The 22,620-nt window shown below is 67.6% G+C and carries 23 protein-coding genes and 1 tRNA gene; 12 read left to right on the top strand and 12 right to left on the bottom strand.

The features are described from left to right. Positions 1–19: 19 nt before the first annotated feature. Positions 20–331: a primosomal protein gene (locus HNR11_RS10185; protein ID WP_179442176.1), complete on the bottom strand. Its 312-nt coding sequence runs from the start codon at positions 329–331 to the stop codon at positions 20–22. A gap of 143 nt (positions 332–474) precedes the next feature. Between HNR11_RS10185 and HNR11_RS10180 the strand changes: the two genes are divergently transcribed. From HNR11_RS10180 to HNR11_RS10165, 4 genes are all read left to right on the top strand, one after another. Then, entirely contained in the window at positions 475–693 is a 219-nt protein-coding gene (locus tag HNR11_RS10180) for a DUF5703 family protein (RefSeq protein ID WP_058889504.1), read from the top strand. A gap of 313 nt (positions 694–1,006) precedes the next feature. Beyond that, positions 1,007–1,897 (top strand): hypothetical protein, encoded by an 891-nt coding sequence (locus HNR11_RS10175; protein WP_179442175.1) that lies wholly within the window; start codon positions 1,007–1,009, stop codon positions 1,895–1,897. Continuing rightward, a complete protein-coding gene (locus tag HNR11_RS10170) occupies positions 1,894–2,289 on the top strand; it encodes a GntR family transcriptional regulator (protein WP_179442174.1) in 396 nt (131 codons plus the stop codon). Before HNR11_RS10175 ends, HNR11_RS10170 begins: the two co-directional genes overlap by 4 nt. A 9-nt stretch (positions 2,290–2,298) precedes the next feature. Beyond that, the gene (locus HNR11_RS10165) at positions 2,299–2,865 is read left to right on the top strand and encodes a P-loop NTPase family protein (RefSeq protein WP_179442173.1); all 567 of its coding nucleotides are present in this window, start codon (positions 2,299–2,301) and stop codon (positions 2,863–2,865) included. An 86-nt stretch (positions 2,866–2,951) separates the two neighbouring features. Here the strand turns inward: HNR11_RS10165 and HNR11_RS10160 are convergent, their stop codons facing one another. Together HNR11_RS10160 and HNR11_RS10155 are read right to left on the bottom strand one after the other, a co-directional pair. Continuing rightward, positions 2,952–4,112, bottom strand: a complete 1,161-nt coding sequence (locus tag HNR11_RS10160; protein WP_179442172.1) for an acyl-CoA dehydrogenase family protein — start codon at positions 4,110–4,112, stop codon at positions 2,952–2,954. A 114-nt stretch (positions 4,113–4,226) separates the two neighbouring features. Continuing rightward, positions 4,227–5,561, bottom strand: a complete 1,335-nt coding sequence (locus HNR11_RS10155) for a M20/M25/M40 family metallo-hydrolase (protein WP_179442171.1) — start codon at positions 5,559–5,561, stop codon at positions 4,227–4,229. A 482-nt stretch (positions 5,562–6,043) separates the two neighbouring features. Between HNR11_RS10155 and HNR11_RS10150 the strand changes: the two genes are divergently transcribed. Then, a complete protein-coding gene (locus tag HNR11_RS10150; RefSeq protein ID WP_179442170.1) occupies positions 6,044–6,640 on the top strand; it encodes a YdeI/OmpD-associated family protein in 597 nt (198 codons plus the stop codon). A 118-nt stretch (positions 6,641–6,758) separates the two neighbouring features. After that, complete coding sequence (locus HNR11_RS10145) at positions 6,759–7,457, top strand: hypothetical protein (RefSeq protein WP_179442169.1); 699 nt, start codon at positions 6,759–6,761, stop codon at positions 7,455–7,457. Positions 7,458–7,640: 183 nt separating this feature from the next. On the opposite strand, the gene HNR11_RS10140 is transcribed toward HNR11_RS10145, so the two are convergent. The 3 genes from HNR11_RS10140 to HNR11_RS10130 all read right to left on the bottom strand — a co-directional run bounded on the left by HNR11_RS10140 (position 7,641) and on the right by HNR11_RS10130 (position 9,579). Continuing rightward, positions 7,641–7,726: transfer RNA gene (locus HNR11_RS10140), tRNA-Leu, on the bottom strand. Between the two features lie 108 nt (positions 7,727–7,834). After that, on the bottom strand, positions 7,835–8,926 hold the full coding sequence (gene lplB, locus HNR11_RS10135; protein ID WP_179442168.1) for a lipoate-protein ligase small subunit: 1,092 nt from the start codon (positions 8,924–8,926) through the stop codon (positions 7,835–7,837). A 92-nt stretch (positions 8,927–9,018) separates the two neighbouring features. Continuing rightward, positions 9,019–9,579 carry a TetR/AcrR family transcriptional regulator gene (locus tag HNR11_RS10130; RefSeq protein ID WP_179442167.1) on the bottom strand — a complete coding sequence of 187 codons (561 nt, stop codon included), beginning with the start codon at positions 9,577–9,579 and terminating at the stop codon, positions 9,019–9,021. 96 nt (positions 9,580–9,675) lie between these two features. Here HNR11_RS10130 and HNR11_RS10125 point away from each other — a divergent pair, with 96 nt between their 5' ends. Next, entirely contained in the window at positions 9,676–10,422 is a 747-nt protein-coding gene (locus HNR11_RS10125; protein ID WP_179442166.1) for an SDR family NAD(P)-dependent oxidoreductase, read from the top strand. A 339-nt stretch (positions 10,423–10,761) separates the two neighbouring features. On the opposite strand, the gene HNR11_RS10120 is transcribed toward HNR11_RS10125, so the two are convergent. The 6 genes from HNR11_RS10120 to HNR11_RS10095 form a co-directional block, all read right to left on the bottom strand. Beyond that, on the bottom strand, positions 10,762–11,412 hold the full coding sequence (locus HNR11_RS10120; RefSeq protein ID WP_179442165.1) for a DUF2975 domain-containing protein: 651 nt from the start codon (positions 11,410–11,412) through the stop codon (positions 10,762–10,764). Next, on the bottom strand, positions 11,413–11,634 hold the full coding sequence (locus tag HNR11_RS10115) for a helix-turn-helix domain-containing protein (protein ID WP_058889400.1): 222 nt from the start codon (positions 11,632–11,634) through the stop codon (positions 11,413–11,415). Continuing rightward, the gene (locus tag HNR11_RS10110) at positions 11,634–12,110 is read right to left on the bottom strand and encodes a DUF2975 domain-containing protein (RefSeq protein WP_179442164.1); all 477 of its coding nucleotides are present in this window, start codon (positions 12,108–12,110) and stop codon (positions 11,634–11,636) included. Before HNR11_RS10110 ends, HNR11_RS10115 begins: the two co-directional genes overlap by 1 nt. Before the next feature lie 156 nt (positions 12,111–12,266). Next, positions 12,267–12,524, bottom strand: coding sequence for a type B 50S ribosomal protein L31 (locus HNR11_RS10105; protein ID WP_036474713.1), 258 nt, complete (start codon positions 12,522–12,524; stop codon positions 12,267–12,269). 168 nt (positions 12,525–12,692) lie between these two features. Beyond that, the gene (locus tag HNR11_RS10100) at positions 12,693–13,637 is read right to left on the bottom strand and encodes a sulfite exporter TauE/SafE family protein (RefSeq protein ID WP_179442163.1); all 945 of its coding nucleotides are present in this window, start codon (positions 13,635–13,637) and stop codon (positions 12,693–12,695) included. Then, complete coding sequence (locus HNR11_RS10095) at positions 13,637–14,461, bottom strand: ABC transporter ATP-binding protein (RefSeq protein ID WP_058889403.1); 825 nt, start codon at positions 14,459–14,461, stop codon at positions 13,637–13,639. Before HNR11_RS10095 ends, HNR11_RS10100 begins: the two co-directional genes overlap by 1 nt. Positions 14,462–14,509: 48 nt before the next feature. Between HNR11_RS10095 and serB the strand changes: the two genes are divergently transcribed. From serB to zwf, 5 genes are all read left to right on the top strand, one after another. Then, positions 14,510–15,487 (top strand): phosphoserine phosphatase SerB, encoded by a 978-nt coding sequence (serB, locus tag HNR11_RS10090; protein ID WP_246310381.1) that lies wholly within the window; start codon positions 14,510–14,512, stop codon positions 15,485–15,487. Positions 15,488–15,724: 237 nt separating this feature from the next. Beyond that, the gene (gene tkt / locus HNR11_RS10085; RefSeq protein ID WP_179442162.1) at positions 15,725–17,836 is read left to right on the top strand and encodes a transketolase; all 2,112 of its coding nucleotides are present in this window, start codon (positions 15,725–15,727) and stop codon (positions 17,834–17,836) included. 175 nt (positions 17,837–18,011) lie between these two features. After that, positions 18,012–19,133 (top strand): transaldolase, encoded by a 1,122-nt coding sequence (gene tal, locus HNR11_RS10080; RefSeq protein ID WP_058889406.1) that lies wholly within the window; start codon positions 18,012–18,014, stop codon positions 19,131–19,133. A 219-nt stretch (positions 19,134–19,352) separates the two neighbouring features. Beyond that, positions 19,353–21,002, top strand: a complete 1,650-nt coding sequence (locus HNR11_RS10075) for a glucose-6-phosphate isomerase (RefSeq protein WP_179442161.1) — start codon at positions 19,353–19,355, stop codon at positions 21,000–21,002. 86 nt (positions 21,003–21,088) lie between these two features. Further along, entirely contained in the window at positions 21,089–22,609 is a 1,521-nt protein-coding gene (gene zwf, locus HNR11_RS10070) for a glucose-6-phosphate dehydrogenase (protein WP_179442971.1), read from the top strand. Positions 22,610–22,620 lie beyond the last annotated feature (11 nt).

Raw genomic sequence — 22,620 nt, 5'->3', positions numbered from 1 at the left:
GGGTCCGGCCTGGACGGGATCAGCGGTCGTCGTCGTCCTCGTCCTCGTCCTCGTAGATCTCTTCGTCACCGTCGAGGTCAGGCTCATCATCATCATCGTCGTCTTCGTCGAGGTCGTCCTCGTCGTCATCTTCGTCGTAGAGATCCAGCGGGGTGACCTCGCCGCTGGCGGCGAAGAGCGCGTCCTCATAGGCCTCGAACGCGTCGGAGATGTTGTAGAACGCGGACTCCACCGACGGATCCTCATCCCCGCGGCGGTTCAGCGAAGCGGAGAGATGCTCTTCGAGAGCGTTCGTCAGCGCGTTCAGTGCCACGCGAGGATCCATAGTCATAGGCTCACCGTACCAACGAGACACCACTTCAGTAAGTCTTGGTCTTGATCTCGGATTGAGACTCCGTCCGACGTAGGCTGGAGCCTCCCCACGAAAGTGAAGGTGAACCTCTGATGACCCAGCAGAACCGGTGGTCCCAGCCCATGGCCGAGCTCTACACCACGACCGACGACGCCGGCCCCACGTGGGAATACATGGTCATCACCTGCCAGCCGCGGGAGTCGCTGAAAGAGGTGCGGCGTCGGGTCACCGACCACGCGGAGTATGGCAAGTGGGAGCTGCGCCGGTCCATGATCTACACCGGTGGGCTGCGTCGCTATTGGCTGCGCCGCCGCGTGATGCGGGTCCAGCGGACGCTGTAGCTCATCCGGCGCGCGCGACGATCAGACCTGTCTTCCGGGCGGGCTGCGTCTCTCTGATCCGAGGGACTGCCCCCAGCAGCTTGTATCGCGTCCTTGACACAAGACCGTCTCGACAGCTTGTATTGCAGTCAAGGTACAAGCCGTTCGAGGAGGACCTGCCATGAGATTGACGTCAACAGTGTTGGCAGTGGTCATCGCGGCCCTGATCGGTGCCGCAATCTGGATCGTCATCCGCCGAGCGCTCAGAGGCTCCCGTATGAGACCTGTCCTGACGAATCACTCCCCCGCAGAGCGGAATGTCGAAACTGCCCTGTTGCACCGCAGTGAGGCTCTGGCATCTCTGACTGCGCTGGCTGCGGGCGTGTGCGCCACGGCACTGACCTGGCAGGTCGGTGCCTGGTGGCCGCAAGGGTACGGGCTGGCCTACGCCGTCTCCGCCTCGGTGGGCGCTCTTACCGGGCTCGTCGCCTTCAACGTGTATCCCCGCAGAACCTGGAACTCCGCCCCGGGCACACGAACCCACGCGGAGCTGGTGCCAAGGGGCCCGGGCTCCTTCGCGCGGCAGTGGGTATTCGCCCTTCCCCTCGCCACCGCGTTCACCCTCATCCTCGGGCTGGTCCTCGCTGGGCTGCATTCATCCACCGATGAGAACGGGCTGCATCGCCTCTACCAGCGCCGCGAACTCTCCGGGTGGGGCGTCGAGGACGGACAGATCGTGGACGTGCAGTACGGCCTGTCGTCCAGCGGGCCCTTCCCCGGCTGGTACTACGGGGTTCCGGTCTTGGTCGGCACGGTCCTGCTGATCATCGTCGTGTACTGGTCTCTGCGCCGCATCGCCGCCGCGCCCCGGCCAACCTCGCCCGCTCTCTACGATGCGGATACGGCTCTCAGATCACGACGAACCGTCTTCGTCATGGCCACCTCCAGCGCTGCCCTCGCCTTTCAGGTCGCAGGACTCCTGGCGATTGGTGGCACTGTGCTTCGAGCCAGTCACCTCGACGCAGTCCCCACTACCGACACCCTCGCGACGGTTGACTCGGTCCCGGTGGAGCCCGGACACACACTCGCGTTGATCGCCATCCTTGCCTCGCTGGTCGTGGCAGCCGCCGCAGTGGTGCTGTTCGCCAAAGGTCTCACCGTCGTCGCGGCTCTCTGGTCCACAGGGAAAGCTTCCCGCCGCCCAGAGGACGCACCGGTGCCATGATCAGCATCGACTCATCCTCGGCGGTATCCCCGGTGGAGCAGATCCGTTCCCAGTTGGCGGCTCAGATCCGCGCAGGTCAGCTTGCGCCCGACGTGCGGCTGCCCCCGGTCCGCCAGCTCGCCGCTGACCTGCGAGTCGCTCAGGGCTCCGTGGCCAAGGCTTATAGAGAACTGGAGAACGCAGGACTCATTCGGACCATGCGGGGCGCCGGCACCAGGGTCAACCCCGGTCATGCCAGCACTGAACCACTGATCAGGGCGGCGACTGACTTCGCACGCCAAGCAGCCGAAGAAGGACTCAGCCTCAGAGAGACACACGACCTGCTCGCACATGCCTGGGTGCAGCTTCATCCCGAACCGAGTTCGCCGCCCGCTGGATTCCGAGATGATTAGGCTGGCTCAGTGCCCACCTTGAGTTCTGCTGATCTCCTGCCGCCCGAGTGCGAGCGCATCGTCATCGCAGGGACCTCGGGCGCAGGGAAGACCACCCTGGCCGAGAAGCTCGCGGCCCTGAGAAATCTCGAGCGTTTTGAGATGGACAACCTGCACTGGGGCTCCGGGTGGACGCAACGACCGACGTTTCTCGACGATGTCGCGGCCGCAGTCTCGTCCGAGGCATGGGTCACCGAGTGGCAGTACCGCGAGGTCCGGCCGATGCTGGCCCGACGCGCCCAAGCCATGATCTGGCTGGACTACTCCGTGCCGCGACGGATGCACTGGGTCACCCGCCGCACGCTGACCCGGCGAATGACTCGGCAGCGGATCTGGGATTCGGGCCTGCGTGAGGCACCGCTGCGCAGCATCTTCACCGAGAAGGACCACATCATCCGCTGGTCCTGGCGCACCCGTCGGTCCCTGGATCAGTTGCCGCAGGTTATCGAGCGGGAGTACCCGCATCTGCTGCTCTACCGCCTCACCTCACCGCGCGAGACCCAGCGCTGGCTGCGCACCATGGATCGCGCCGTCTGAGGTTGGTGGGCTGAGGTTGCAGGTCTGAGGTTGCGGGGCTCAAGTTGCGGGGCTCAAGTTGCTGGGCGCGACACGGCCGCCCGGGCTCAGAGCGGGCCGAGGGTGTAGTTGGCCAGCGTCCGGTGGGCGGATTCGTCGTCGGAGGGGTGGTGGATCCCGGCGAGCGAGTCCCGGTAGAGCCGGCTGAGCTCGGACTCGCGGTGGTACTGCGCTCCCCCGCTGACCCCCAGGACCAGGTCCAGCACCTGCCGGGCCGTCCGGGTGGCGTTGGTGCGCAGCGCCGCGAGGCGGGGCGACCAGGAGGCCCCATGGTCGACGCCCGCCTCGATCTCTGTGGCGAGCCCGCGCAGCTGCGAGTCCAGCGAGAGCTGAGCCAGCTGCGCCTCGGCAAGCTTGTAGCGGGTGTCGGGATCCCGGTCCAGGGTCTCCCCGCTCAGCAACGAGCTGCGCTTGGCCACCAGCTCCGCACCCAGGGTCAGCGCGCGATCCCCGATCCCGGTGTAGACCGCAGCGAGCAGGGGCAAGAAGCAGGAGAAGATCGCGAAGACCAGCGGGTCCGGGTTCGGGCCCACCGGAAGTCGCCGCACGACCCGCTCCGCCGACACCCGGGCGCCCTCCAGAGCCGTGGCGTGGGAATGGGTGGCGCGCATCCCCAGGGTGTCCCAGTTCTCGATCGTGTGCCACCCCGTCGTCTCGCGTTCCAGGAACCCGAAGATCAGCGGGGTCTCGCCGTCCTCCCCGGTGGCGGCGGTGTCCTTGCCGAAGAGGCCCAGTCGGGTCCAGACCGGGGCCAGGGTGGTGAAGATCTTGGTCCCGGTGAAACTCACCGCGCCGTCGTCGTGGACCTCGGCCTGGGTGGTGGAGTCGAAGAGCACCGCGTCATTGCCGGCCTCGGAGATGCCGAAGGCGAAGATCTCTCCCGCTGCGGCCTCCGTGAGCACCTGCTCGAAGGCGGTGTGTCCACCGGCGACCATGCGGCGCGCCACCGACACCCAGATCTGATGCATGTTCACCGCGAGCGCGGTGGCCGGGGCAGCGGCCGCGAGCTTCCGCTGCGCGGCGACCAGGGTCGGGAAGTCCCATCCGAGCCCGCCCTGCTCCACCGGGACCATGGCGCGCAGGTAGCCCGCCTCGGTGAGCTCAGCGAGGTCCTCGTGGCAGAACTCGTTGCGGGCGTCGTAGCCGGGTGCACGGTTGGCGATGCGGACCAGCAGTTCCGGGCTCAGCACGGCGGTGACGGGGTCCATGGGGCGCTCCTGCGGTGGGGTGTGGCGGTGGGGTGTGGCGGTGGGATCTGGCGGGGGGGCTGTCACGGCGCGGCGGACCGGCGACGTGAAGAGGCGACGCTTACTGGGCGGCGCTTACTGGGCGGCGAGGAAGCGGTGCAGCACGCGCACCCCGAAGGTCAGCGCTTCCAGCGGGACCCGCTCGTCCACGCCGTGGAACATGCCGGTGAAGTCCATGTCAGCGGGCAGCTGCAGCGGGGCGAAGCCGTATCCGGAGATCCCCAGTGAGGCCAGGTGCTTATTGTCGGTGCCCCCGCCAAGCATGTAGGGCAGCACCACGGCCTCGGGGTCCTCGGCCTTCAGTGAGGCGACCATCTGCTCCACCAGCAGCCCGGAGAACGGGACCTCCAGGGAGGGTCCGCCGTTGAGCAGCTCAAAGCTGACCTTCTCCCCGGCGAGCTCCTTGAGCTTCGCGGCGACCTGCTCATCCTGCTCCGGCAGGGTGCGCGCGTCCACCAGTGCGGAGGCGGAGCCGGGAACCACGTTGTGCTTATAGCCGCCCTCAAGCAGGGTCGGGTTCGAGGTGTTGCGCAGGGTCGCGGCGATGAACTTCGAGGCGCTGCCGGTGGCCTCGAGCAGCTTCGAGGGGTCTTTCTCATCGAAGGGGATCCCGGTGAGCTCGGAGAGCTGCTCCATCAGCGCCCGGGTGGTCTTGGTGTAGTCCAGCGGCCACTCGTGCTCACCGATCGCGGCCACGGCAGCACCGAGCCGGACCACCGGGTTGTCGCTGTGGACCGCCGAACCGTGCCCGGCGGTGCCCGAGGCGGTCATCTTGGTCCAGTGCAGGCCCTTCTCGCCGGTCTGGATCAGGTAGGCGCGCTGTCCGGCGACGTCGGTGGAGAACCCACCGACCTCGCTGATCGCCTCGGTGGCGCCGTCGAAGACCTCCGGGTGGTGCTTGACCATCCACTTGGCGCCGAAGTTGCCGTTGTCCTCCTCATCGGCGAAGAAGGCGAAGATCAGGTCCCGCTGGGGCTGGTGGCCCTCGCGGTGCATCCGCAGCATCGCGGCCAGGATCATCGCGTTCATGTCCTTCATGTCCACGGCGCCGCGGCCCCAGATCATCCCGTCGCGGATCTCCGCCGCGAACGGGTCCACCTGCCAGTCCTGCGCCTGGGCGGGGACGACGTCGAGGTGCCCGTGCACCACCAGGGCGCCCAGCTCGGAGTTGCTGCCCTTCATGCGGGCCACCACCGAGGTGCGCCCGGGGGCGGACTCGTAGATCTCCGGTTCGAGACCGGCCTCGCGCATCACCGCGGCACAGTAGTCAGCGGCCTCGCGCTCCCCGTTGGACTTGCCCTCGCCCCAGTTGGAGGTGTCAAAGCGGATCAGATCCCGGCAGAAATCGATGACTTCGGTCTCAGCTGCTGCTGCGGGATCTGCGGGGTTCGTGCCGGTCGCGGTGCTCACAGGGCGTCTCCTGGGGTCGGGGATCTTCTGGCACCAGCCTAGCGAGTCTGGCCTTCCCAGGCCCTGTTCAGGTTTCGTACCGACTTTGGGGGTGTCCTCGGCTATGCTCCAGTCATGATCATCAGAACAGTCCTCATGTGGCTCGGCCGCAAAGCTTTCCGTATGGTGCGCAACCGCTCCGGTCGCAACCCAGGCAACCCCAGCGCAGGCGCCGCCGGCTGAGCCTCCCCCGCTCTCTTTCGTTGAGGGGCGGATTCTCCGACTAGTTTGACCCGAAAGTGGGCCTAACTAGTCGCAGAATCCGCCCCTCAATGCGTGGGGGCGACGAATCGCGGCAGGGAGTGGCGGCAGGAAGAGGGGGCAGGCAGTGCTGAGACACTGGGGTTGTCGCGGCGACCGCCGCTATCCTGAGCCCAGCGCGCGAGCCCACCGGAGGCAGCGGCTGGGCCGCGCGGAGCAGTCAGCTCACCAGGGGGTCTGAGATGGCCGATCCAGAGTCGGCGCCACGGGTGCACGCCGAGACGCGGCAGCAGTGGCGTGAGTGGCTGCTCGCCCACCATGAGTCGGCATCTTCGGTGTGGCTGGTCTCCTGGAAGAAGGTCACCGGCCGGTCGGCGGTGAGCTATGACGACGCCGTCTCCGAGGCGCTCGCCGTCGGGTGGGTCGACAGCAGGCCGCGCAAGCTCGACGAGGAACGCACGATGCTCTACTTCTCCCCACGCAAGCCCGGCAGTGCGTGGTCCCGGCCGAACAAGCTCCGGGTGGAGCAGCTGCGCCGCAGCGGGGCGATGACCGAGGCCGGTGAGCGCGTCGTCGCCCGGTCGGTGGCATCTGGCGCGTGGACCCTGCTCGATCAGGTGGAAGACCTCATCGTGCCCGAGGACCTCGATGCAGCCTTCACGCGCAATCCGCCTGCCAGAGAGAACTGGGATCGGTTTCCGCCCTCCGTCCGCCGCGGGATCTTGGAATGGATCATCCAGGCCAGACGCCCTGCGACGCGTCAAGCGCGGGTCGAGGAGACTGCCCAACAGGCGGCCCTGAACCAGCGTGCAAATCAGTGGCGTCCCCCGCGAAGCTAAAAAATCCGGGCATCCGGGCCGAGAAACTCCGTGAAATCCTCGGAGAATCAACCCCTCGGAGACAAATCAAACGCCTATTTTTGTTCACAGAGGAATCAAAGATATGTAGTGTGAGTGAATGCTCACACGAACCTGGATGCCGCTTCTCGCCGTCGCGGGCGCCGCGCTGCTGCTCTCATCCTGCGCAGCTGAGGCCCCTGCCGCCGACGCACCTGAGGCCGAAATCGCCGAAGCCGACGCGCAGACCGACGCCACGGAGACAGACGCCGTGGCGGCTGGCTCGACTGACGTCGAGGCTGGCGACTCGAGGGCTGAGACCTCGCCGAGCACCCAGGACCCGGAAGCGGAGTATCGCGGCGGCCACCAGCTCGTCATCGGTTCCGATGGTGTGGACTTCCTCGAGATATCTCCCGAGGACGACGACGGCGTAGAGGTGGTCCATCTGCACTGCCAGGACGCCGATGCGCTCGCTGAGAAGGCCGAGCACAATGCCGGCTCCAAGCCCGCCGGGTGGCCGCAGGACTGGGACGGCAGCGGAGCCATGCCGGACCCGCTGTGCCACCCGGACTACCTTGAGATCAGCGAGTGGGAAGACCTGGAGGCCCATACCGCATGCTGGGAGGGCATCGAGACCTCGACCCTCGGCAGAGGCGGGCAGTCCCAGGCCGAGATCGACACCGCGCTCTGGCAGCAGTCCCAGGCCCGCGCCGACTGGCAGCAGGACCCGGCCGGTGGCAGTTGCGCGAAGCAGTGGGCGAAGAACGACGGCGGCGATCCCGAAGACTACGACGACGCAGCCAACGCCAACGACGGCTGAGTTGCCTCGCCCGCGTCGAGTGGCACCCTCCCCCACGTTGAGTGGCGGAATGTACGAGCATCTAGTGCCGAAAACCGCATGAAGTAATCGCAGAATCCGCCCCTCAACGCAGGGGAAAAGCAAAGACCCCGGCCGACTGGATTGCTCCATGTCGGACCGGGGTCTTTGCGTCGTTCTCAGATGTGCGCGGAAGGGGACTTGAACCCCTACCCTCTTATACGAGGACTAGCACCTCAAGCTAGCGCGTCTACCTATTCCGCCACCCGCGCATCTTGTCTTTGCCTCAAAGGCAACGACAAGAAACATTAGCACGGTGCTGAACGGGACCGCGAATCGAGCAGGCCACCACTCGCCGTCGGACCCTGGATGCGCCCAGATCAGGGGACTCTTGCGGTCCATTCTTCGGTGCTGAACTTCTCCTGCACCAGCTGCTCGGCGCGGGCGAGCTCCTCCGGGCGGATCTCTGCGATCCGGGCGCCGTACTTCGTCGCGAAGGTCTCCACGAAGGCGTCGAGGATCTCCTGGCGGGCCAGTCCGGTCTGGCTGCGCAGCGGGTCGACTCGTTTGGCGGCGGAGGTGATTCCCTTATCGGAGATCTTCTCCCTGCCGATGCGCAGCACCTGGAGCATGTCGTTCGCGTTCATGTCATAGCTCATGGTCACGTGGTGCACCATGCCGCCGCTGGCCAGACGCTTCTGCGCGGCCCCGCCGATCTTGCCCTCGGTGGAGACGATGTCGTTGAGCGGCTTATAGGAGGCGGTGATCCCGATCGAGGTCAGCGCCTCCATCGCCCAGGCGTCCAGGAACGGGTAGGAATCGGCGAAGCTGAGCCCGTCCACCAGGGAGGCCGGCACCGAGAGCGAATAGGTGACGAAGCTGCCCTCGTCCATGTACATCGCTCCCCCACCGGTGATCCGCCGGACCACAGTGGCGCCGAGCCGTTCGGCGGCCTCGGAGTCGACCTCGTTGGCCAGGGACTGGAAAGACCCGATCACCACGGCACGCCCGGAGTAGTCCCACATCCGCATCAGCGGGGGTCGATTGCCGCGGCCCACCTCCTCGGTGAGCACCTGATCCAGCGCCACATGCTTCTCCACGGGCAGCTGCACCGCGGGCATGACCTCCCAGTCGTGGTCCTCCCAGCGGGTGGCATGACCCAGCGCGCGGCGCACGGCGGTGGCGATGGCGTATTCATCGAAGCCGAACATCTGCGCCTGGGCGGGCAGCGTCGCGCGCACCGATTCGGCGATCTCCTCCCGGGTGGCGCGGGTCGGCAGCCCGATCAGCGCGGCATTGAGCGAGTCCAGCGCCTCATCGGGCTCCAGGAAGAAGTCCCCGTTGACCGAGGCGGCGGTGATCCGCGCGTCGCGTGGGTGGGTGCCGGGGTCAAGGTCGGTATGCAGGTCGACGACGACGAGCTTGCCGCCCACCACCTTGTACTCCCCGTGATGCTGATGCGTATCCGTCATGGGGCAATCCTATGGGTGCTGGCGGCTGTGCCGGGATGAGTCGCGCGAGCGGTCAGCGCTGACGGTCGGCTCGGACCCGGGAGGGACTCCACTCAGGCGCCAGCTCGGAGCATGCGCTCGACGGCGATGACGACAGCCTGCCGGCGAGCCGCGACCTCCTCGGTGCGGACCGGATTCTCGTCTAGCCCAGTCAGCCCGCCCGGCGAGAGCTGCCATGCTTGGGCGATGGCGTAGATGAACACCAGGATGTCGACGGCGGACAGGGGGTGCGCTGCCGCCGTCGCCACCGCGAGCGCCTTGTTCCGGTAGATCTCGCGCGGTTCGGAAGTGGCCTCGGGCCGCTCGAGCTGGGCCCACATGCTCATCCGAAGCACCTCCGGGAAGCGCTGGTGATGGTCGAACACGTCCCCGGCCCAGCCGGCGAGGTCCTCGGGACGCGGCGGGACGTTCTCAGCCATGCGACGCAGGGCCTCTGCCAGGGTTGCGTCGAACAAGCCGCTCTTGCCGCCGTAGTAGGCGTAGATCATCCGGACATTGCTCTGCGCTGCGGAGGCAATCCGCTCCACCCGTCCGCCAGCAAATCCGTGCGCCGCAAACTCCGTGGTCGCGGCCTCGAGTATCCGTCCCTTGGTGGCTTCGGCGTCACGTGCCATACGTCTCCCCCTCAGGTTGCGATCAACGAGCTATTGACGACCCTACGCTCAGCCACTAGCTTACAAGTAAGTACTCATTTACTTATAGGAGACGCCATGACACGCATCGCCCTCATCACCGGATCCAACCGCGGCCTCGGACGAGCCACCGCGCTCGCTCTGGCCCGAAACCAGATCCGAGTCGTTGCCGCCTCGCGAGACGGCGCGCACGACGTCGTGGAGGAGATCGTCGCATCAGGCGGAGAAGCTATCGCGGTTCGGCTGGACGTCGCAGACCTGACCTCCATCGAGGCTGCTCGCGTCGCGGTGCTCGCAGGCATCGAGAAGGAGTGGAGCGCCAGCACTATTGATGTGCTGGTCAACAACGCCGGGGTGGGACTGTTCGCGCCGCTCGGCGACATCGCTGCAGAGGACTTCGATGCCACGTTCTCCACCAACGTCCGCGGTCCACTCTTCCTCACCCAGGCCCTTCTGCCCCACCTCTCGGAAGGAGCGCGGATCGTGAACGTATCGAGCTCGCTCAGCCGACACTCCAGCCCGGCGACTTCGGTCTATGCAGCATCGAAGAAGGCGCTCGAAGCACTCACCCGGAGCCTTGCCCTGGAACTGGGCCCGCGGGGCATCCGGGTCAACTCAATCGCCCCCGGGCCGACGGCGACCGACTTCAACGGCGGCGCCATGCGCGACAGCGACGCCATGCGGGAGTTCCTGTCCGGTCAGACCGCTCTAGGACGAGTGGGCGACCCGGACGACATCGCCGACGCGATCTCCGCCCTGGTGTCCCACGAGTTCCGCTGGGCATCGGGCGAGCGCATCGAGGTATCCGGTGGCGTCCTGATGTGAGGCCCCGACGCTGGGCCTGCTCCGCACTCGCGCCGCAGATCAAACGGCGGGCTCCGCCGCCGACGCCGCTGGCCCCGCCGCGATGGGAGTAGCCGATGTGCTCGATGGAATCGAACGTCTCCTGCGACTCACGCTCGGCGGTGGCGGCAGGCTCCCCCACGTCCTCGCTCACGCATCGCGGAACGGAGTCGCACTGGGCCTCTATCTTCTACCCGAGCGCCATAGGGGTGAGGGCAAGCATCGCGAGCAACATGACGACCGGGATGGCGATGGAGATCGAGCGTATCCACGTTCGCGGGGAAAGCACGGGGACGATCGCGACGACGACAAGGGCCCGGATCAGGGCGACCCCGGAGACGCCGGCCGCGAGACCTCAGACGAGGCCCTCCAGGGCGTTCTCGAAGACGGTGCCGTACTCGGCCAGTAATCCTTGGTGAAGAAGCAGACCCAGCAGCGCCAGTGCTGCCGCGTCGCTCGCACGCCGGTGAATCCCCCGGTGCACAGCATTACTCCACGGCTGAGCACTGGCGAGGTGAGCAGCACAGCCATAGAAGCCAGCAATCCGAACAGCATCGGTGGTCCACCGATATTCTCCACCCACCCGGCGTGAAGGAACACGCCGGCCAAGGCCACCGCCATGACACCCAGCGACACCGCCATGATGTTGGCCCACCGATGCACTCGATCAGTCGTAGGCCACTCGGCCGCGGTGGCCACGGTGTCGGCCGCGGCGGCCGGGGCGGCCGGGGCGGCAACGGTGTCCACGGCCGCAGCCACCAGAAGCCTCCAGGCCGCCACGACAGCCACCTCGAATCCGCCGATCGCGACCGTCACGGCCACCAGGTAGGGCACCTGGAGATGCGCGACCTGGGGGTAATCCTCAGCCAAGGACGCCGCCAAAGCTGGGACCAGGATCAGCTGGGCGATCAGCGCGCCGAGAAACAACCCTCCAAGAAGGATCCTCCAGCCGAGGTGCTCTGTTCTGGTCATCTACCGATCACTGCCGTCGGAGGGCTCTCGCCGCAGCAGATCACCAGGCTCACAATCGAGGGCTTCGCAGAGTGCCTCCAAGGTGGAGAACCGGACCGCCCGAGCCCGGTTGTTCTTCAGTATCGAGATGTTGGCCGGCGTGATGCCCACCCTCTCCGCCAACTCGCCCACTGACATCTGGCGTTCGGCGAGCATGACGTCGATGGCGACCCGGATGGCCATCAGACGACCCCCGCAAGTTCCGTGCGGTAGTCGATCGCCTGGACCAGCAGACTCCGCATGACCGCGAGAAGCAGCAGGAGCGAGACCCCCAGGGTCATGGCCCCGCCCAGTCCGAGCAAGGCCGGGGGCCCGCCGATCTGGACGATGAAGATCAGGTGCACGAGGACCCCCGCCGCCAGAGCCGTGGAGGCCATCAACGCCAGCAGGATGACATCGACCCATTTCAACGCCGCGGAATCGAAGATCCGATCCTTCGACACCATCGTCGCGAGGCGCCAGGTGGCGACCAGCCCGACTTGGACACCCACGATCGCGGCGATCGCGAGAGCGGCGTAGGGCACCGTCAGCGGTGCAACGTCGGGGAACATCTCCCCCGCGCTTCCCGCGTTGATCGGGATCGCGAGCTGGACGATGAGGCTTCCCAGCAGCAGAAGGCTCAGCGCAATCCTGAGTGCTGTTGAATACACGGTAGACATATATCGATTATCAATCGATGCATGTTGTTAGTCAACATACTCAGCGCGGATGCTGGTCGGCGTCGTCGGCCGGACAAGACCCCGGAGACAGCGGAAGGGCCGCAGTCGAAGTGACTGCGGCCCTTCCGAGGCTGCTTGGAGCGAGAAGCGGTGTGCTTACTTCTTGCCGCCGAAGCCCTTGAAGCGTGCGTTGAAGCGCTCGACGCGACCCTCGGAGTCCATGATGCGCTGCTTGCCCGTGTAGAACGGGTGCGAGGCTGCGGAGATCTCGACGTCGATGACCGGGTAGGTGTTGCCGTCTTCCCACTCCATGGTCTTCTTCGAGGAAGTGGTGGAGCGGGTGAGGATCTTCTCACCGGAGGCCAGATCGTTGAAGATGACCGGCTCGTACTTGGGGTGGATATCAGACTTCATGAATGTGTCCTTTTCATCTGCCGCTGGATTTTGCCAGAAGCGTGGAACTGAGGGTGGGCCGAGTTTGGACCAACACAGCACTATATCAAATCGACCCCACACCCGCCGGGCACCCCTCCCCCGCCTGGGTGGTTGAGTTTTCCGGCGGTTACGAAGTAGCCGGAAAACTCAACCACCCAGGAAGAGGTTGCGCAGCATCACGAACAGCGCCACCAGGCCCAGGGTCACGATGACCAGGCGCAGCACCAGCGGTGAGAGCCGGCGACCCACCCAGGCTCCGATGAGTCCGCCCAGCGTGGAGCCCACGGCGATGATGCCCACCACGCCCCAGAGGATCACCCGTTCGTCGGGTTCCCGGATCAGGTAGTCGACCACCAGGTAGCTGATCGCGGCGGTGAGGTTCACGACGGCGACCAGCAGGTTCTTCACCCCGTTGGCCTGCTGGATGTTGGCCATCAGGAAGATGCCGAGGATGCCCATGAGCAGGATCCCCTGAGCGGCCACGAAATAGCCGCCGTAGATGCCGGCGGCGAAGACCAGGAGCATCAGCACCAGGCTGACCGTGGGCATCGAGGGCTTGGCGGGCTTCGCCGCGGCAGCCTCGTCGGCGCCGCCATCCGCGCCAGCATCAGCGTCGGCCGCAGCCGGCTCCGCGCCGGGCTGGTCAGGCCGCTTCTCCTCTTCCCGGGCTGCAGCGCGCGCCCGGACCCAGGCGGAGAGCCGGGGCTGGGCGATCACGAAGGCGAGCGAGACCACGATCAGGATCGGGGCGACGCGGCCGAAGACCTCCTCGGGCAGGGTGATCAGCAGCACCGCGCCGATGACGCCGCCCAGCACCGAGGTCGGCACCAGCTTGATCAGCACCGACTTCACCTGCCGGATCTCGCGCCGATACCCCCAGGCTCCGGTGAAGTTCCCGGCGATGAGGCCCATCGCGTTGGAGACCGTGGCGGAGACCGGCGGGATTCCCATCGCGACCAGCACCGGGAAGGTCACCAGGGTCCCGGAGCCCACCACGGTGTTGATCGCACCGGCCCAGACGCCTGCCACCAGGATGAGCAGCAGGAATTCGATCCCGAGGCCGTGCAGTTCAAAGTCAGCGAGCGCCTCCATCAGCCACGAGCCTGCGACGACGCCGCGGCGGCAGCCCCGGTCGGCTTCTTGAACGCGGAGAAACGTCCGTCGCGGTGGATCAGGTCCAGCTCGGTGTCGAAGGTCTTCGAGAGGTTCTCCGAGGTCATGGTCTCCTCGATCGGGCCTGCGGCGACGGTCTTGCCGTCACGCAGCAGCAGCACGTGGGTGAATCCGGGCGGGATCTCCTCCAGATGGTGGGTGACCAGCACCGTCGTCGGGGACTCCTCGCTGCTGACCAGCTCGCTGGTGCGCTCCACGAGCGCCTCACGTCCACCCAGGTCCAGTCCGGCGCCGGGCTCGTCCAGGAGCAGCAGCTCCGGATCGGTCATCAGCGCCCTGGCGATCTGCACCCGCTTGCGCTCCCCCTCGGAGAGCGTCCCGAAGGGTCGGTCGAAGACCGTGCCCACGCCCCACTCGTTGAGCAGCGCGAACGCCCGGCGCTCATCGAGCTGCTCATACTCCTCGCGCCAACGTCCGGTGACCCCGTAGGCGGCGGTGACCACGACGTTCAGCGCGGTCTCCTGCATCGGGACCGTGGTGGTCAGCGAGTTGGAGCTGAATCCGATCAGCGGGCGCAGCTCGAAGACGTCGACGGCGCCGAGCTGCTCATCGAGGATCCGCGCCGTGCCGGTGGTCGGGAACAACCGTGCCGCGGCGATCTGGAGCAGGGTGGTCTTGCCGGCCCCGTTCGGCCCCAGGATCACCCAGCGCTCGTCCTCGTTCACCGTCCAGGAGACGTCGTTCAACAGGCTCTTGCGCCCTCGGCGCACGCTGACATTCTGGATATCGAGGACAGGACTCATGGCCCCAACACTATCGAACCCGATCAGGCGCTATAGGCTGAACACGCTATGACTGCGCACCCTGATCCTGATCTCCCCGGCCCCGATCTCCCACCCGGCACGGTGGCCATGTTGGCCGCCGCCGAGCTCGACGGACCACTGATCCGCTCGCTGACCCACGAGTTCTCTCGACGCGGCGTGGTCCACAGTGTGGAGCTGCGCCAGGTCCCTCTGGCCGATGCCACCGAGGTCTCCGCGGTGCGCTGGTCCGTGACGCTGGATGACTCCGACGACTCCTTCGGCTCCCAGCTGGCGGTCTCGCTGCTCGAAGACGCCGCGCATCAGCTCAGCGGCACGGTCACCCAGACGGTGCTGCCGGCCCCGCACCGCGCCCGGCTGCACGCGCAGGACGGCCGGCTGATGCTGCTGATGGACGTGGACTCCACGCTGATCGACCAGGAGGTGATCGAGCTGCTGGCCCGCGACGCCGGACGGGAGGCCGAGGTCGCCGAGGTCACCGAGCGTGCCATGCGCGGGGAGATCGACTTCGCCGCCTCCCTGCACCAGCGGGTCTCCGCGCTCACCGGGCTGCCGCAGAGCGTGATCGACTCGACCCTCGCCGCGGTCACCCCCACCCAGGGCGCCCGGGAGCTGCTGCAGGAGATGCGCCGGCGCGGCTGGCCCAGCTACGCCGTCTCCGGCGGATTCCTTCAGGTGCTCGCACCGCTGGCGGAGGATCTGGGGCTCACCGGCCACCACGCCAATGACCTGGCCATCTCGCCGCAGGGGACCCTGGAAGGGACCGTGCGGGGCGCCGTCGTCGACCGCGCGGCAAAGAAGGAGTATCTTGAACAGTGGTCGGCGTCACAGGGACTGCTCCCGCACAACGTCGTCGCGGTCGGCGATGGCGCCAATGACCTGGACATGATCACCGCCGCCGGAGTGGGCATCGCCTTCTGCGCCAAGCCCGCCCTGCGCGAGCAGGCGGACCTCGTGATCGACCACCGCTCCTTCAAGCTCATCTCGCTGGCCCTGGGGATGAGCTGAGCCGACCGGTTCGACGGAGTGAAACACCCCTGCACCGTCGCAGGAGAGAACACACAGCCGCGGCGAAGACGCCGCAGCCAGAGAACTCATACTCGCGATCATCACCCGTGAGCATCCAGCAATGCTCTGATGATCCGCCAGGAATAGCCTCTATCCCGGTAGGGTTGATCCTGCGCGGCACAACGATGTGCGCGGCCCTCGTTGTCCACACGTCCCTCACCATTTGGAGGAAACCTAGTGACCGAAAATGCCGTATTCACCGATCTGGATAAGCGGGCAGTCGATACGCTGCGCGTACTTGCAGCCGACTCCGTGGAGAAGGTCGGCTCCGGCCACCCCGGCACCGCGATGTCGCTGGCTCCAGCCGCCTACCTGATCTTCCAGAAGATGATGAAGCATGATCCCACTGATCCGCAGTGGATCGGCCGCGACCGCTTCATCCTCTCCCCCGGTCACACCTCGCTCACGCTCTACCTCCAGCTCTACTTCTCCGGCTACGGCCTCGAGGTCGAGGACCTGGCCGCGCTGCGCACCTGGGATTCGCTGACTCCGGGCCACCCCGAGTACGGACACACCCCCGGAGTGGAGATGACCACCGGCCCGCTGGGACAGGGTCTGGCCTCCTCGGTCGGCTTCGCCTACGGGCAGCGCCGGATGCGCGGCCTGATGGACCCCGAGGCGCCCGCCGGGGAGTCCCCCTTCGACCACACCATCTGGGTGATCGCCTCCGACGGCGACCTCCAGGAGGGCGTGACCTCCGAGGCTTCCTCGCTGGCAGGCCACCAGGAGCTGGGCAACCTCGTGGTGATCTGGGACGACAACAAGATCTCCATCGAAGATGACACCGACATCGCCTTCACCGAGGACGTCTCCGCACGCTATGAGGCCTACGGCTGGCACGTGCAGCGCGTGGACTGGAAGAAGTCCGGTGACTACGACGAGGACATCGAGGAGCTGCACCGCGCGCTGGAGGCGGCCAAGGCCGAGACCTCCAAGCCCTCCCTGATCGCGCTGCGCACCGTGATCGGCTACCCCTCGCCCAAGAAGCAGAACACCGGCGGGATCCACGGCTCGAAGCTGGGCAACGACGAGCTGGTCGCGCTCAAGGAGCTGCTCGGCTTCGACACCGAGGCGCACTTCGCGGTGGAGGACGAGGTCCTCACCCACGCCCGCAAGATCCTCGAGCGCAGCGTGGAGACCCGGAAGGAATGGGACGGCAAGTTCGCCTCCTGGCGCGAGGCCAACCCGGAGCAGGCCACGCTGCTGGACCGGCTGACCGCCGGCGAGCTGCCCGAGGGATGGGAGTCGAATCTCCCCGAGTTCCCCTCCGGTGAAGAGGTCGCCACCCGCTCCGCCTCCGGCAAGGTGCTCAACGGCATCGCCGAGGTGCTCCCCGAGCTCTGGGGCGGCTCCGCAGACCTCGCGGGGTCGAACAACACGCTGCTCTCCGGCTACGACTCCTTCATCCCGGAGTCCCACTCCACCGAGAAGTTCTCCGGCAACCGCTATGGGCGCAACCTGCACTTCGGCATCCGGGAGCACGCCGCGGCCTCGATCACCAACGGCATCTCGCTCTCCACCCCGCTGCGCACCTATAACGGCACCTTCCTGATCTTCTCGGACTATCAGCGCCCCGCCATCCGGCTGGCCGCGCTGATGGGCACCGGATCGATCTTCGTGTGGACCCACGACTCCATCGGTCTGGGCGAGGACGGACCCACCCACCAGCCGGTGGAGCAGCTCGCCAGCCTGCGCGCCATCCCCAACCTGGACGTGATCCGCCCCGGGGATGCCAATGAGGTGGCCATCGCCTGGCGCGAGGTGCTGCGCCGCAATGATCGCCCCGCCGGTCTGGCGCTGACCCGACAGAACATCCCGACCTACGCCCGCGGCACCGGTGCCGCCACCGCCACCGAGTTCGGCTCGGTGGAGGGCGCCGCCAAGGGCGCCTACGTGCTGGCCGAGGCGGTCAAGGACGGAGCCGTGGTGACCCCCGACGTCGTGCTGATCGGCACCGGCTCCGAGGTCCAGCTCGCCGTGGAAGCCCGCGAGGCGCTCACCGCTCAGGGCGTCGCCGCCCGCGTGGTGTCCATGACCTGCCGCGAGTGGTTCTTCGAGCAGGACGCCGCCTACCGCGAGTCGGTCATCCCGGCCGCCGTGAAGGCGCGCGTCTCCGTGGAGGCCGCGTCCTCCATGGGCTGGCGGGACATCGTCGGTGACGCCGGCCGGATCATCGGGCTGGATCACTTCGGGGCCTCTGCGGACTACAAGGTGCTCTACGAGCAGTTCGGCATCACCGCCGCCGCTGTCACCGAGGCCGCCCAGGAATCCATCGCCGCCGCCTCCTGAGGGCGGCCCCTCGGCGCACCCTCCACCGGGCGCCCCGAGGAGCACCCTCGCTGACCGAGACCACCCGGAGGCTCTGCCTCCGACCGGCCCTGCACAGGGCAGGCCCTTCACGGGGCAGGGCCTCCGGGGGTCCGGCGCATCAGACTCATCCATCACCTGGCATCAGGAGAACACCATGACTGCAAACAAGAACACCCAGGCCCTCTCGGACCTCGGGGTCTCGATCTGGCTCGATGACCTCTCCCGGGAACGGCTGAACTCGGGCTCGCTGGCGAAGCTGATCGAGACGCACAACGTCGTCGGCGTCACCACCAACCCGACCATCTTCGAGTCCGCTCTGAAGGACGGCGAGGCCTATGAGGCGCAGCTGACCGAGCTGGCCGCCGCCGGAGCCGACGCCGAGCGGGCCGTCTTCGACATCACCACCGCCGATGTGCGCGAGGCCTGCGACGTGTTCGCCGGGGTCTACGCGGCCACCGACGGGGTCGACGGCCGGGTCTCCATCGAGGTGGATCCCCGCCTGGCCCGCGACGCCGCCGGCACCATCGCCCAGGCCCGCGAGCTCTACAAGGCGGTGGACCGGGAGAACGTGCTGATCAAGATCCCCGCCACCGTGGAGGGCATCGAGGCGATCGCCGCCGTCACCGCCGAGGGCATCAGCGTCAACGTGACCCTGGTGTTCTCCCTGGAGCGCTACCGCGCGGTGATCAACGCGTTCATGCTCGGCCTGGAGAAGGCCCACTCGGACGGGATCGACATCTCCAAGATCCACTCCGTGGCCTCCTTCTTCGTCTCCCGCGTGGACGCCGAGATCGACAAGCGCCTGGAGCTCGCCGCCGAAGAGGGCAAGCCCGGCACCGAGAAGCTGAAGTCCCAGGCCGCCGTGGCCAACGCCCGGCTCGCGCACCAGATCGCGGTGGAGACCTTCTCCTCCGAGCGCTGGCAGCTGCTCGCCGAGCGCGGCGGACGCCCGCAGCGCCTGCTGCTGGCCTCCACGGGCACCAAGGACCCGAACCTCTCGGACACCCTGTACGTGACCGAGCTGGCCGGCACCGACGTGGTCAACACCATGCCGGAGAAGACTCTGCTGGCCCTGGCCGATCACGGCGTGGTGGAGAAGGACACGCTCAGCGAGACCTACGTGGAGGCCAATAAGGTCCTCGACGGCATCTCCGCCGCCGGGATCAGCTACCGCGACGTCGTCGACACCCTGGAGACCGAAGGTCTGGAGAAGTTCGAGGTCTCCTGGAAGGGCCTGCTGGGCACCATCGACGATGGGCTCAAGCGCAACAGCTGAACCGTGCACGCCGGTCCGCTCGCGATCTGAGCGGACCGGCCGACTGTTCACCCCGTACGGTGCCCGGCCCGGGACGCCTCCGCTCGCCGCAAGTCGAGCGCAGGCGGCTGGATCGGGCGCCGATCAGGGTCAACAGCCGTGTGAATCCCACCGGCCCCCTATAAGCGCAGATGCTGGCCAGGCTGAACCGAGGCGTTCGGCTGAGAAAGGAAGCACGTCATGAGCTCACTCTCCCTGACACTGTCCGGAGCGGCCCGTCAGGCCGCCGAACACCAGGTTCCCGGTCTGCTGGACCACGAATTCGCCTCCCGACTGGCCGCGAAGGACCACACCCTCTGGGGCGTGGACGCCGAGGAGGAGGCCAGCAAGCGGCTGGGCTGGGTGGCGCTCGTCGAGGACTCCCGCGCGCTGCTGCCGAAGATCGCCGCGCTGCGCGAGGAGCTCGCCGCCGAGGGCGTCACCCGGGTGGTGCTCACCGGGATGGGCGGGTCCTCCCTGGCCCCAGAGGTCATCTGCGCCACCGCCGGGGTGGAGCTCACCGTGCTGGACTCCACCGACCCGCAGCATGTGGCCGCCGTCGTCGGCGCTGACATCGAGAAGACCGTGCTCGTGGTCTCCTCGAAGTCCGGCTCCACCGTGGAGACCGACTCGCAGCGCCGGATCGTGCAGCAGGCGATGACCGAGGCCGGGGTCGACGCGCTGAGCCGCACCGTGATCGTCACCGACCCGGGCTCCCCGCTGGCCGAGTCCTCCGCCGAGGCCGGGGTCCGCGCGATCTTCGAAGCCGACCCCACGGTGGGCGGGCGCTACTCCGCGCTCACCGCCTTCGGCCTGGTCCCCTCCGGTCTGGCCGGGGCCGACCTGGAGTCCCTGCTTGACGACGCCGAGGAGACGCTCACCATCCTCGCCGAGGACGACGCCGACAACCCCGGTCTGCGCCTGGGTGCGGCCATCGGCGGCACCGCGCCGCTGCGCAATAAGCTGGTGCTCGTGGACGTGGGCTCCCCGCTGATCGGCCTAGGTGCCTGGATCGAGCAGCTGATCGCGGAGTCCACCGGCAAGAACGGCACCGGCCTGCTGCCGGTGATCGTCGCCGACGGCGAGCCGGAGCTGCACCGCGATGACGACGACGTGCTGATCACCCAGATCATCGACGTCGAGGTCGAAGACGGCGCCTCGGTGGACAACGACGACGCCGACCTGGTGGTCAGCTCGCACGGGGTGCGCACCGGCGGAAGCCTGGGCGCGCAGTTCATCCTCTGGGAGGTCGCCACCGTGGTCGCGGGGGCGCTGCTGGGCATCAACCCCTTCGACCAGCCCGATGTGGAGTCCGCCAAGACCGCCGCCCGCGGCCTGCTCGACGCGCCCGCCCCGGAGGCCGGTGACGCGGTGACCGACGGCGCGCTCTCCATCCGCACCCTCGGCGGCGGAGCACTGACCGAGGCGAACCCGACCGATCTGAGCCAGGCGCTGCAGGCGCTGGTGAAGTCCGTGCCGGAGGACGGCTACCTCGCGGTCACCGCCTACCTGGACCGCACCACCGAGACCCAGCTGGAAGCGATCCGCGCCCAGCTCTCCTCGCTGGCCGGACGCCCGGTGACTTTCGGCTGGGGCCCGCGCTTCCTACACTCCACCGGACAGTTCCACAAGGGCGGCCCGCACGTGGGCGCCTTCCTGCAGCTCACCGCCAGCTCCAGCACCGATGTGCAGGTCCCGGACCGGCCCTTCACGCTGGCCAAGCTGATCGCCGCGCAGGCCGAGGGCGACGCCCAGGTGCTCGCCGGGCATGACATGCCGGTGCTGCAGGTGCACCTGAACGACCGCACCGCCGGCCTGGCCCAGGTCATCGAGACCGTGGACGCCCTGTGAGCTCAGCACGCAGCACCTCCGCGCCCAGCTCCGGCGCCGGGGCACCGCGCAGCGTAGGGGCCTCGCACGGCCGGCCCAGCAACCCGCTGCGCGACCCCCGCGACCGTCGCCTGAACCGGATCGCCGGACCCTCGGCGATGGTGATGTTCGGGGTCACCGGTGACCTGGCGCGCAAGAAGCTGCTCCCGGCGATCTACGACCTCGCCAACCGCGGGCTGCTGCCACCGAGCTTCTCCCTGGTGGGCTTCGGCCGTCGGGACTGGACCCATGAGCAGTTCGCCGCGGAGGTCCTCGAGCAGGTCAAGGCCTCCGCGCGCACCCCCTTCGACCAGCAGGTCTGGGAGCAGCTCTCCGACGGGCTGCGCTTCGTGACCACCGAAGGGTTCGACGACGACGCCGCCTACGCCCGGCTCGGCGAGACCCTGGAGGAGCTCGAGGAATCCCGGGGCACCCGCGGCAACCACGCGTTCTACCTCTCAATCCCGCCGAACTCCTTCGAGATCGTCTGCCAGAAGCTGTCCTCGCATGGGCTCGCCGCCCCACAGGACACGGTGGAGGACCCCTGGAGCCGGGTGGTCATCGAGAAGCCCTTCGGCCATGATCTGGCCTCCGCCCGGGAGCTCAACGCCGTGGTGGAATCGGTGTTCCCCCCGGATGCGGTCTTCCGGATCGATCACTACCTGGGCAAGGAGACGGTGCAGAACCTGCTCGCGCTGCGCTTCGCGAACCAGCTCTTCGAACCGCTCTGGAACGCCCAGTACGTGGATCATGTGCAGATCACCATGGCCGAGGACATCGGCATCGGAGGCCGAGCCAGCTATTACGACGGCGTGGGCGCCGCCCGCGACGTGATCCAGAACCACCTGCTGCAGCTGCTCGCGCTGACCGCGATGGAGGAACCGATCTCCTTCGACGCCGCGCACCTGCGCGCCGAGAAGGAGAAGGTGCTCGCCGCCGTGCGGATCCCGGAGGATCTCGGGGCCGCCTCGGCCCGGGGCCAGTACACCTCCGGCTGGCAGGGCGGGGAGAAGGTCGTCGGGTTCCTCGACGAGGAGGGGTTCAACCCGGACTCCACCACGGAGACCTTCGCGGCGCTGAAGCTGGACATCAACACCCGTCGCTGGGCCGGGGCCCCGTTCTACCTGCGCGCCGGGAAGCGGCTGGGCCGCCGGGTCACCGAGATCGCGGTGATCTTCAAGCGCGCCCCGAACCTGCTCTTCCAGGACCACGATGACAAGGAGTTCGGCCAGAACGCCGTCGTCATCCGGGTCCAGCCCGATGAGGGTGCCACCATCCGGTTCGCCTCCAAGGTCCCGGGCACCCAGATGGAGGTCCGCGACGTCACCATGGACTTCGGCTATGGGCACGCCTTCACCGAGGACAGCCCGGAGGCCTATGAGCGGCTGATCCTCGATGTGCTGCTCGGGGAGCCCCCGCTGTTCCCCCGCCATGAGGAGGTCGAGCTCTCCTGGAAGATCCTGGACCCCTTCGAGGAGCACTGGGCCGCCCAGCAGGTCCAGCCCGAGCCCTATGCCCCGGGCGGCTGGGGGCCACCCTCTGCCCATGATCTGCTGGCCCGCGATGGCCGCACCTGGCGCAGGCCCTAGAAGGAGAACTC

This window comes from Nesterenkonia sandarakina, assembly GCF_013410215.1.
Lineage (GTDB): Bacteria > Actinomycetota > Actinomycetes > Actinomycetales > Micrococcaceae > Nesterenkonia > Nesterenkonia sandarakina.
The sequence above is the reverse complement of the archived record's forward strand: the minus strand, read 5'-3'. Positions and strand labels throughout refer to the sequence as shown.

What these genes read in the sequence shown, in the direction of transcription:
- HNR11_RS10110 (WP_179442164.1), bottom strand. Translation starts at nt 12,110, where the DNA reads ATGTCTACCGTGTATTCAACAGCACTCAGGATTGCGCTGAGCCTTCTG.
- HNR11_RS10125 (WP_179442166.1), top strand. Translation starts at nt 9,676, where the DNA reads ATGACACGCATCGCCCTCATCACCGGATCCAACCGCGGCCTCGGACGA.
- HNR11_RS10075 (WP_179442161.1), top strand. Translation starts at nt 19,353, where the DNA reads ATGAGCTCACTCTCCCTGACACTGTCCGGAGCGGCCCGTCAGGCCGCC.
- HNR11_RS10160 (WP_179442172.1), bottom strand. Translation starts at nt 4,112, where the DNA reads ATGGACCCCGTCACCGCCGTGCTGAGCCCGGAACTGCTGGTCCGCATC.
- HNR11_RS10130 (WP_179442167.1), bottom strand. Translation starts at nt 9,579, where the DNA reads ATGGCACGTGACGCCGAAGCCACCAAGGGACGGATACTCGAGGCCGCG.
- HNR11_RS10145 (WP_179442169.1), top strand. Translation starts at nt 6,759, where the DNA reads ATGCTCACACGAACCTGGATGCCGCTTCTCGCCGTCGCGGGCGCCGCG.
- tal (WP_058889406.1), top strand. Translation starts at nt 18,012, where the DNA reads ATGACTGCAAACAAGAACACCCAGGCCCTCTCGGACCTCGGGGTCTCG.
- HNR11_RS10115 (WP_058889400.1), bottom strand. Translation starts at nt 11,634, where the DNA reads ATGGCCATCCGGGTCGCCATCGACGTCATGCTCGCCGAACGCCAGATG.
- lplB (WP_179442168.1), bottom strand. Translation starts at nt 8,926, where the DNA reads ATGACGGATACGCATCAGCATCACGGGGAGTACAAGGTGGTGGGCGGC.
- HNR11_RS10100 (WP_179442163.1), bottom strand. Translation starts at nt 13,637, where the DNA reads ATGGAGGCGCTCGCTGACTTTGAACTGCACGGCCTCGGGATCGAATTC.
- HNR11_RS10095 (WP_058889403.1), bottom strand. Translation starts at nt 14,461, where the DNA reads ATGAGTCCTGTCCTCGATATCCAGAATGTCAGCGTGCGCCGAGGGCGC.
- HNR11_RS10170 (WP_179442174.1), top strand. Translation starts at nt 1,894, where the DNA reads ATGATCAGCATCGACTCATCCTCGGCGGTATCCCCGGTGGAGCAGATC.
- serB (WP_246310381.1), top strand. Translation starts at nt 14,510, where the DNA reads ATGACTGCGCACCCTGATCCTGATCTCCCCGGCCCCGATCTCCCACCC.
- HNR11_RS10180 (WP_058889504.1), top strand. Translation starts at nt 475, where the DNA reads ATGGCCGAGCTCTACACCACGACCGACGACGCCGGCCCCACGTGGGAA.
- HNR11_RS10150 (WP_179442170.1), top strand. Translation starts at nt 6,044, where the DNA reads ATGGCCGATCCAGAGTCGGCGCCACGGGTGCACGCCGAGACGCGGCAG.
- HNR11_RS10120 (WP_179442165.1), bottom strand. Translation starts at nt 11,412, where the DNA reads ATGACCAGAACAGAGCACCTCGGCTGGAGGATCCTTCTTGGAGGGTTG.
- HNR11_RS10185 (WP_179442176.1), bottom strand. Translation starts at nt 331, where the DNA reads ATGACTATGGATCCTCGCGTGGCACTGAACGCGCTGACGAACGCTCTC.
- HNR11_RS10105 (WP_036474713.1), bottom strand. Translation starts at nt 12,524, where the DNA reads ATGAAGTCTGATATCCACCCCAAGTACGAGCCGGTCATCTTCAACGAT.